Below are 1,526 nucleotides of genomic sequence, written 5' to 3'. Positions count from 1 at the left end.
GACCGAGGTGAACCGGGCGCTGATGGAGTTCATCGGCGCGCCGGCGATGGCCCGCGCCTGACGTACCGCGCAATGCGGCCCCGGGGGGTTCCCCCGGGGCCGCCCTCGTGTTTTGACCATCGTGGGGATTTGTGGTGGTCGAGGTCTAGCGGAACAGGGAGAACCCTGTCCATGATCTGAGTTCTCACACAAAGATCATCAATGGGCAGGGTTCTCGATGAGGAGCGTAGCGGCTACCGGTGCCGGTGACAGCGAGCTGGGCCGGATCTTGTTGGATTCGTGGCGGCGGGAGTTGTACGAGGGTGTCCTCGTGTCGCGGTCGAGGACGTTGTTCTCGCTGGTCGATGAGCTGGCCGCGGACCAGGGACGGTGTGGCTGCCCGGCGCATCTGTCGCTGGGCACGGTCACCGGGCACGCCGCGGCGTACCGGGCGTTACGCGACGGCGAGATCGATACCGGCCGGGCGTTGCGGGCGGCGTGCCGGATCGCCGCTCGGTCCGGTCTGCCGCGGGTGTATGCCGTCGATACCACCGCGTGGCCCCGGCCGAACGCAGCCACCAGCCCGGACCGGCAACCGCAGTACACCCCGGGCGGCCCGCGTGGCGCGGCGCTGATCAAGACCGGGTGGCGGTATCAGCACGTCGTCCGGTTGACGCTGACCCCGGACTCGTGGGTCGTGCCGGTCCTGGCCGACCGCATCACCTCCGACGACGACCTGGTCGAGGTCACCGTCAGCCACATCGCACAGATCTGCGCAGCCGACGGCGCCCGCCCGGGCGACCCGTCGCTGTTCCTCCTCGATTCCGGCTACCCCGCGGCCCGGATCACCCACCTGATCCACGAACGCAGGATTCCCGCGGACGTCCTGGTCAGACTCGCGACCTCGCAGACCATGTGGACCAGACCCGAACACCGGGCCGCCCACCCACTCGGAGGCCGGCCCCGCCGACACGGATTCCGGCTGACCCTGCGCGAACCCGACCTGACCCCGGACGCCGGTGTCAGCGGACCACTCGACATCTACGGCACCGTCACCGTCCGGGCCTGGCACCACGTCCACCCCAAACTCACCCGCGCCAGCCGCGGATTCACCGACCAGACCACCCTCCCGATCGTGGAAGGCACCGTGCTCCTCGCCCGGGTCCAGCACCTACGCCCCAGCCGCCGCGCCGGCGACCTCGCACTCTGGTACTCCGGCACCCGCCACGACCTACTCACCCTGGTCATGACCTACCTGACCCGCTACGACATCGAGCACTACTTCCGCTACCTGAAGACCACCGCCCACGCCGGTGACTTCCACCCCCGCCAACCCGACACCCTGACCACCTGGCTCCGCCTACACGCCTACGCCTACCTCCACCTGTTCTGCACCCGCACCCACCTCACCCACCACCGGCGGCCCTGGGAACCCACCACCCCCACAACCCCCACCCCCGGCCAGACCCGCCGACAGGTTTCGCCCGCTCTACGCAACGCCTGGCCACCACCAGGCCACCCGAAACCCGGACACCCCGGACCCGGAC

General features: G+C 69.8%; 1 protein-coding gene. It reads left to right on the top strand.

Annotated elements, in window-relative coordinates; genetic code table 11:
• Positions 1-217: 217 nt before the first annotated feature.
• Positions 218-1,526, top strand: a 1,309-nt coding sequence (locus tag ACOJTC_RS20550) for a hypothetical protein (protein ID WP_420118096.1), incomplete at its 3' end; no start/stop codon positions are given.

This window comes from Micromonospora sp. (assembly GCF_048594385.1).
Lineage (GTDB): Bacteria > Actinomycetota > Actinomycetes > Mycobacteriales > Micromonosporaceae > Micromonospora > Micromonospora wenchangensis.
Note: the sequence above shows the minus strand (reverse complement) of the source record. Positions and strands in the feature narration are given on the sequence as shown.